The organism is Pseudomonas sp. UMAB-08 (assembly GCF_900095225.1).
In the GTDB taxonomy this organism is placed as follows: Bacteria; Pseudomonadota; Gammaproteobacteria; order Pseudomonadales; family Pseudomonadaceae; genus Aquipseudomonas.
Genome location: NZ_LT607445.1, coordinates 1 through 8,447 on the forward strand (window position 1 = coordinate 1; position 8,447 = coordinate 8,447).

At 50.7% G+C, this 8,447-nt stretch carries 5 protein-coding genes; 3 read left to right on the forward strand and 2 right to left on the reverse strand.

The window, feature by feature from the left end; translation table 11 throughout:
• Window positions 1–183: 183 nt before the first annotated feature.
• Both K0F75_RS25255 and K0F75_RS25260 read right to left on the reverse strand, forming a co-directional pair.
• Window positions 184–696 carry a hypothetical protein gene (locus K0F75_RS25255; protein ID WP_219064685.1) on the reverse strand — a complete coding sequence of 171 codons (513 nt, stop codon included), beginning with the start codon at window positions 694–696 and terminating at the stop codon, window positions 184–186.
• 86 nt (window positions 697–782) lie between these two features.
• Complete coding sequence (locus K0F75_RS25260; RefSeq protein ID WP_219064686.1) at window positions 783–1,316, reverse strand: hypothetical protein; 534 nt, start codon at window positions 1,314–1,316, stop codon at window positions 783–785.
• 307 nt (window positions 1,317–1,623) lie between these two features.
• Here K0F75_RS25260 and K0F75_RS25265 point away from each other — a divergent pair, with 307 nt between their 5' ends.
• From K0F75_RS25265 to K0F75_RS25275, 3 genes are all read left to right on the forward strand, one after another.
• Complete coding sequence (locus K0F75_RS25265) at window positions 1,624–2,913, forward strand: hypothetical protein (protein WP_219064687.1); 1,290 nt, start codon at window positions 1,624–1,626, stop codon at window positions 2,911–2,913.
• A gap of 107 nt (window positions 2,914–3,020) precedes the next feature.
• Complete coding sequence (locus K0F75_RS25270) at window positions 3,021–5,354, forward strand: hypothetical protein (RefSeq protein WP_219064688.1); 2,334 nt, start codon at window positions 3,021–3,023, stop codon at window positions 5,352–5,354.
• Between the two features lie 34 nt (window positions 5,355–5,388).
• Window positions 5,389–8,229, forward strand: coding sequence for a hypothetical protein (locus tag K0F75_RS25275; protein ID WP_219064689.1), 2,841 nt, complete (start codon window positions 5,389–5,391; stop codon window positions 8,227–8,229).
• The last annotated feature ends 218 nt before the right edge of the window (window positions 8,230–8,447 follow it).

Genomic DNA, 8,447 nt, shown 5'->3' on the forward strand with positions numbered 1-8,447 from the left:
CGGCGAGGTCATCGGTCTTGAGTTCGGGCAGGCTGATCGACACCGTGTACAAACCGGTGCGCGGGTCGACTCCACTTTGCAGGAAACTCATGAAGTTAAAGGCGTTGGAATGAATGGAACTGGAGGCGGCCATTATCATGAACCTCGGGTGGGGAGTTCTAAAAAGGTAGTGCGCTAAAACATTCAGGGGAAAACCGGAGGCGGTGTATCAAGTTCGATTCTCACGCACGAGGTTCTTTTTTTCATTGATTCGTTTGCTTTTAAATATCGGCCCTTTAATTGAACGCCCGGTACGACGACCGAGTCGATAGGTGCGCTGGCAAACGTATCCAGGTTGATGGGCTCAAGCGTAGACGTGTCATTTTTTATGATTCGCAGTGCCACCCAGAAATAATTACCACTGTCGTGATGGTCGCAGGTGTAGTCGTCATACAGCCAGATATTGGAGGCGGAGGGAACGTGTTCAAGTTCAAGTCCGATAGCCTGGTCATTTCTGCAATAATTGTTGCTTTTAAATACGTAAGTGCCGCTTTTGAAATCAAGCGTGCAATGGTTTTCTCCGTTGGCGCCTTCCAACGTTATTTTGGGTGTCTCGGCGGCGGCAGGCAATATGGCAGTGGCAGCCATGATAAGACGGGGGCAGGTTAATAGAGTGACAAGCACCAACCCACAGGATACGATTTTAAGAGGAGCCATTATGGGTTGCCTCGGTTAGTGGATACGGAGAAAGTCTTGTCGTGGTGTTATGTCGTGTCCGAATTTAAGTTGGGTTATGGTGGGGGTCAGCGTTGGATGATGACGCAATTAATTTCATTTGGATTCACGGGTGTCTGGAAGACGGGTCGATTTATGAACCTAAGTCCGGGTGCGATCACGTTGCCAGGCGGCAGTGTATTGAGGTCAAGCGTGTTAATTTTGTTGGCGGTCGTGGTCGGGTTCTTTATAACTAATAATTCATACCAGCTAAACGCGTCGAAGTCAGATAATCCGCATTTTTTTGGGCTCGATGCTATCTGGCCCTGTTTTGGCCGTCCTGTAACGAGCCAGATTCTGGTAGTGGAAGGTACGTCTCGTAATTCAAAGTAACCACCGGTTTTCAGCAGCTTACACGGATAGTTTCCACTTGAGTTGGGCTTTTCTACAAATAGTTGTGTTCCAGGATTTGCAGGAAAACTACACTGTGGCGTCCCATCACTGAAGTAAAAAGATAGAGTCCCCTCACTCTGTATTTTATCGGTATCGCCAGCCAGTGCATGCCCGAAGTTTCCGAGAAGCAGGATAATCAATAATCGGCGCGCTATTATGAAAAAATTCATTTCTTGCTTGCCTCCGTGGTTGAACACTCCATTCAATTAACGATAGCACCACGCTGACATTTGCCTACCTAGCAGTTCTGCTAGGTAGGCAGCGTTATTGATCAGGCGTACACCTAGACCCATGTCATGTCGTGCTGTCGTCGGAAATTAATGGCCGACTGCCGGATTTTAGTGTGTACAAGGAGTTCGCCGCATGGACAGTTCCCTCCCGGTCGTGCAACTAAGAGAGTCTCATGATCTGGCGTTGGACCCTGATGCGCCACCGAGTAGTGGGGCGTTCACACTCGTAATCCCACCTTACCCGGGCATGGCTGTCGGCGATAAGGTCAGGATCACCTGGCAGGGGTTTTTTGATGCCGGCGACGAAGACCTTCCTTACATCAACACAAAAAGCCTCAACGTCGGTGAGCTTACAAAGGTAATGATCTGGAGCCTGGAAAGAACGTACGTCGACTTCATCCGCGGTGGCAGTGCGCAGATGAACTACAGCATCACCTACGCCAGCCCTTCGGACAATCCGGTCGATTCGCCACCGCAGACGATCAGCATCGTCAAGCCATCGCAAGTTCGCTTGCCTGCAGTCGCCATCGAGAATCACAGCGGCAGTTCAATTGACCCCGAGCTTTTTCCCAAAGGCCTCACGCTGTTAGCGAATGTGTATACGGGCATTCAAGTCGGGGACGATGTCTTGTTGTATGCCATGGGGCGGCTCGCCAGCGCCAGTGTCGTAGAGTCGTTGCGGGTCGATCAAGCGATGATTGACAGTGGCACGCTCTCATTCACCGTCGCCCAAAAATGGCTGCAGGGCAACCTCGGCGATACGGTGACCCTGGAGTATCAGTATGCGAGGCCCGGCATTGCCGAGTCCTCAGAGCGACTGGCGCTAGACGTGCGTGCGTCCTGGCGACCCAAAGCCCCGATAGTTGTCGGGGCTCTGGAGGAACCGCCCGGTCCTAGCCAGGGCTTTATCGAAGCGGAGGGACTTGGAAGGGGTGTCAATATCAAGATCCCGGAGGAAGTGCGGTTAGGTGATGACGATAAGGTCCAGGTCCATTGGGACGGTTATGGCACCACCGGTCACTCCATTGTGACCGAACCTCAAGCAAATGATCGGCGCACATTCGTTATTGATGCTGCCGCCGTCCCGGCAAATATGGGCAAGCGCCTCAACGTGTTTTATCAGGTTATGCGCCCCGGCGAAGCCGTCGCGACCTCCATGCCCTTTGACCTGAGGGTGATTACCGTACCAAAAGCAGGGTTTAGAACGATTCAATGCGCACAGGCGTCCCTCGGAAACCTGCCATTGAGCAAAGTGCCGGTTACCGGCGCGGAGTTTACGTTGGAGCGATGGAAGTTCATGGCGCCTGACCAATTGCTCACCATCCAGGCCAAAAGCTCGACGAACATCTATTTGCTTGAACATTTTCCGATAACTACGGCGCACCTGATCGCAGGCAAAGTCGAGGCAACGTTAGGGCTTGATTATCTGCAAAAACTAGGCCCCGGCGCACACCTGACGATAGAGGTCAGTGTCAGTTTTGATGAGGGTAACTCGCAAACAGCCTTTCCCTCCGTTTCTCTCACGGTGAGGGATTGATAGGGTGTTGCAGGGCTGGAAAGTCAGAACGAATCGCTAACGATAGTTTAAAAAAAGTTGTTCAGTTAAGTTGTCTAGAGCGGTGGGTCTACCGAGAGGATAATGTCATGGCCGGGAATTCAAAAGAAAGTATACAAGAGTGGTTGCGGTTAAAACCTCAAACCATGGGTTGGGGGGCTATTTTAGCATTTGATAGAAGTAAAACTAATACGATTCTGCTGCACGACTATGTTAGTCGTTTTAGTACCCATTCTTATCTAGATCCCGTTGAAGGCTATGTCGGTGACTCTAGCACCGTGGGGCAGTATATTTACAACTATGTATTAGACTATCCCCGCCTGTCATTTGAAAACGCTAATCTGAAGGACTCCAGAGCGGCGTTGATGATGAAGGTAGTGGGTGGTACTCAAGTAACATTCAGTGATGTACCTGGCGGCAGAGAAGCCACACGCGTGGATGTGGTTGACCCACTGAACGGGCCTGAATTAACGTTGGATGTGGAGCTTTTGGATGTCCCGGGCAGCATAAACAGTGTCGGGCAAGTTGTATTGGATTTGAAGAAAAGTAGCAATTTTTCCTTGTCATTTTCTGACTTTGTGCATGAGCAGAAGCTGGGAGGGGAGTTTTTTCAGACACTGTTCATAGCGTTGCCGGATGAAAAAAGGATTTTACCCATCAGTGAAGTGAGTCACCTCACTGATCAAGTGATACGACCCAGGTCCATTGCGTTGCGTACACAACCTGCGCCAGGTGCAACCGCGCGCGCCGCGGAAAACTATGGTGACGGGGCGGTGATCGTGTTTGTCGCGATGCAAGGGGAGAATAATGGCGGCTGGCCAGACTCGACCTTTAAATACCTGATTCCGGATGACTCAGGTGATGATTACAGTGCGACTGTTGTGCTTAGTCACAAGCTGCTCATGGACACTATTATTGGTCAGGGAGTGGTGGCCGCCAGTGAATATGGGAAAGCACACTACACGTTACAACCTGATGCGTCAGGTTTTTTCACGCTGCGGGCGACAAGTGGTGTGTACCAAATGCCCGGCGTTACTTATTCTACTACCGGTAGGTATCGTTATGTATCACACATAGACTTCGATTTTGGCAGTGCAGATGGAGGGGGCAGCGAGTTCGGCCTCTTTATAAAACTTGAACGTAACGGCGTATTAATCACTTGGAAAGGGCAACAGGCAGACATAAGGTATGTGACGAAAGCTGAGGGCGCCGCGCATTACTCGTACGGATTCTTCACGACCACTTGGACGGTCGAGGTGTATTATGCATACAGTGTTAATGAGCAGACTCAGGAAGTAGAACTCCTGCCTTTTATGCCGCACACAGTAAAGTTAGATATGGAGATGAATAAATATGATGATATTTTTGTATTTTCTTCATTTCAGGAAATTAAGAATTTTCATCTTGAATATGCCAGGGACGCGATCACTGAAAACTTCTTATCGTTCATGAGAAAAATGCCATCCATTAGTGTGTTCGTATTGAAAGATTTACTGTTCAGGGATGGCGAAGTCATAAAGCTTGATGCCGTACTGGCACCTGGTGATATGGCTATTTTTGGTCGGCTAGCCCCTACACTGACTCATTTTTCAGTCACCCCGCAGCAACCGATATTGGGCGCTGACGACACTCTGCAGTTCAGAACTGACCCGGAACATTCGGGATTGGTATGGACGGTGGAAAATATTCTGGGCAGTACTGATTCTCCAGGCTCTATCAATACGGCGACAGGGTTGTATCAGGCACCGGGCAAGAGCGATATCAGTGGAGCCTTCATCCGTGTAAAAGTTTCGGCCACCACCCCAGACAAAAGTTACAGCCAGTCCGTATTAGTGTCGGTGGTGGTTAACGACGTCACCGTCAACCCGAAGATACAAATATGCCCGGGGGGGTTCAAACGCACGCTGTCAGCTGGCACGGCGGGGGCTGGACGTTTAATCGCGACGCTAAACGGCCACGCGCAGGACGACAGGTTGTTGGAGGTTGAGCATGGCAAGTACGTTTATACAGCCCCTCCTGAGTCGGCAACGCAGGCCTTTGTGCTCGACGAAATAGTGGTTACAAATCAACTGACCGGCAAGTCCCAATCGGCATACGTACTGGCCATCCTGGCAACTGCGACACTGAGTATCCTCAGGGATCAGGACGCTTCGTTGCCCGCGAATCAGATTAGGTTGAAGGTAAAGGCTGGCGTTAATGTCATAGCGGATGAGTATTTGGTTTGGGAGACGCTTGCGGGTTCAGGGAAAGTGGAGAATGGTATTTATTCTCAACCGACCACGTTTGATCAGAGGTTCGCTTTACTTGTCGCTAAATTTGAGCCGGTTCCGGGAATGGTGTTTGAAGGTTTTATTTTGTTGCCCTTACCGTTATTTGAATACCCGCCGGTGTTAGTTCCTGGGTTGCGGTTTATGTCGAATTAGATTGTTGGTCGATTTTTCTGTCAGGAGTTTTGCAATGGCTAACTCACGCGCTCAATTGCTTGATTATATGAACAATCAGCCGATCACCCAAGGATGGGGGGCCATTTCGATGTTCAATCGTGGCCGGCTCAATCGTTTTTTGGAGCAGCAGTTTGTCGCTGGATTTAACGAATCAAGTTTTCTTCCTTCAATTAACGCTAACAACGTGTTTTTAACCGACGATCAGACGGAATGGGTTAACTTGGATTCGATCGTCTTGAGCAAACCTCTGTTGTCGTTTGAAACGGCGTCGCTCGACAATTCCAAGGCTACCTTGACCCTGGGCATCATGGCGGGCACGTTTACTCTGTTTTCCAAGCCGGTCGGAAGGCCGGCCACGCTTCTCTCTAACTTCAAAATCTCTGAGCAACAGGGGTTTACAGTGGTGATGGAGATCAATCTGGCCATGGTCGTCGGTGAAGTCGATAAGCGCGGGCGGGTGATGCTGGACCTGGCGGACAGTCTCAAGTTCCAGTGCAATCTGGCGGATCAACTTAGCGCACAAAATCGCATTGGCACAGTGTTCGAAACTTTCTTGAAAACGATGCCGCGCCATAAACGTGTCTTCGAGTTGGGTACACTCGATTTGAAGGGCTATAATCCGTTGACGCCCACCCATTTTTATATCCGAACGCAAGCTGCTCCGGGGGCTAAGTTGGCCAAGGCCTCTAACTACGGTGAGGGAGGGGTGCTGGTTTTCATCTCGCTCAGGGGCAAACCGTCACCTGGAAGTTTTCCTTCCGAAGGCAGTGGATTTCCTTACTTGATTCCTGATGATCAGAACGCCTCGGGTGATGATCTCTATTCTGCTTCGCTGGTGTTGTCCGAGGACATGAAACAGTACGTGAAACAGGATCGGCTGGACATCCTGAACAGTCTGTTATTTCCAGGAGAGAACATTTTTGTCGAGAGCTCCCGGCATGACCCCTACGACTTGATTGTGTTCGGTAACCTCGACCCGACACTGACCAGCATCACGCTGGACCCGTTATTCAAGATCATTGAGGCAGGTAGCTCCTTGCAGTTCAACGTGGTTCAGGCAGGCAAAACCCTTACAGTAGCGAATGTGACCTGGACTGTGCGCAGTATCAATACAACGCGTTCGGCCGGACAGATTTCCTCGACAGGGCTTTACACTACTGTCGCCCGGGCATTGCTAGGTAAAGAAGTCGTACGCAATGTGGTAACTGCCCGCTACATCGACCCAGGCACGGGTGAGCAACGTCAGGCTTCGGCATTGGTGGCTGTAGCTTTTGACGGCATGGCGCTCTCGCCACAGTCCAGTGTCAATTATATAGTGAATCCGCCCCGGCCATTGCAGCTTGCGGGGTCCACGCTCAGCGAGGGAAACCTGAGTTGGACGTTAGTTGAGCCGAAGTTCGGCCGCTTGGTGACCAACGGCAACAGCGCGACTTATATTCCGCCCGTTGAGTTAGCGGTGCCCGAGGGATTTGCGGTCCAGAAAATCGAAGCCCAAGACACGCTAACGGGAGCTAAGGTTCAGGCAACGGTATTGCTGCTGGAGGTCGGTCAACTACTGGTCATAGATCCGCCTTTTGTTTTTGATATGCAGCGCTCTGTAGCTGTGCAATTTACCGTCCCCACGACTTATCCTCAGGAATATCAACGCTGGAGTGTTTTCAGTGGGGGCGGCACGGTGAGTGTTTCCGGGCTTTTTACCTCTCCTGCGCAATTTTCTTCTCCTGTGAGTGTGGTGCGTTGCGAAATTGTGATCAATGGTACAGCTTGGGTCTCCGGCTACAGCATTATCCAGTTGTCCGATTTTGTTGCCGAACCCTCCTGGGACAAGGTGGTCAGTTTCAAACTGACTGCCCCCGCAAATAATACCAAGGCGTTTGCCAATGGTTATCAGCAGATCGCGATAGATGTCGAGATTGAGACTGAGCATGTCAATGGTATGGATTATCCCATCACCGAGGAGGAATTCAGTACCCTGACAATCGTCCATCGGAACTCAGGGCAGGAGCTGGATTATCTGGATATCGGCCAAGAGGGCTTCGAGGCCGATGCTGCTTACCAGTGGGCAGTCAGTACCGAGTCCAATCGCTTTAGCCGGAGTGACAGTGTTGCGCAGGCTGTCGATGAAAACCCCGTTGAATTACTCAATGGCATTAGCCGGCGTCGGGTGTTTGTACACACGCGCGCGGCCGATCCGGAAGTATTTCATGCGCGCTTTATCGACGCATTTTTTGGACCGCATAATTCAAATGAAAATAGCGATCTACCGCCTTACAATATTGAACTTGTGCCCGTGGTTGTTCCTTCGTTTGTTCCAGGGCACTACGACTTCAAACCCAAGCGTGTCGCGGGCGGTGGCAAGAACCCGCCAGAACAGGATGATTATGATTATTTCCTGCGCACCACGGACTATTGGTCTCTGGACTATCGGGGCGTGGATGGCCGGCCGGTGAGGTTCGTAAGATTCGAACTTGAGGGCAATCAGTCGGTTGTGCAGTGGGAAAGCCGTTATCAGAATGAATTCATGTTCAGTTACACGGGCTATGTGTTCAATAATGAAAAAGTACTGGGTGACGAAAAAACAATGTTTTACGACGAGAGAATGTCGCTTGTCGTTGACGCTTATAATCATCCTCTGGATAGCAATATTGTAGGGACGGAAGTCGTGGGGGAGGGGCAGTTGATTATAGGACTGTTTCGGACCGACGACATCAGGTATTGGAGTGATAGCCGACTTGAAGCACCTTTGCGGCTCAAGCTACTGGACAAAAACGGTAATTATCATCAATTGAGTATTGGTTTTGCACCTATGTCGGTGGCGGACAGCCGTAACACCCTACTGCTGACCGTTCTATAAGTCCCCTTGTGTGCGCCGTGCGCAGGTTATTACTGTGCACGGTGCGGTCTATCGCACATTAATACCCTACCCGAGGTTCATGATCATGGCCGCCTCCAGTTCCATTCATTCCAACGCCTTTAACTTCATGAGTTTCCTGCACAGCGGGGTCGACCCGCGCACCGGTTTGTACACGGTGTCGATCAGCCTGCCCGAACTCAAGACCGATGACCTCGCCG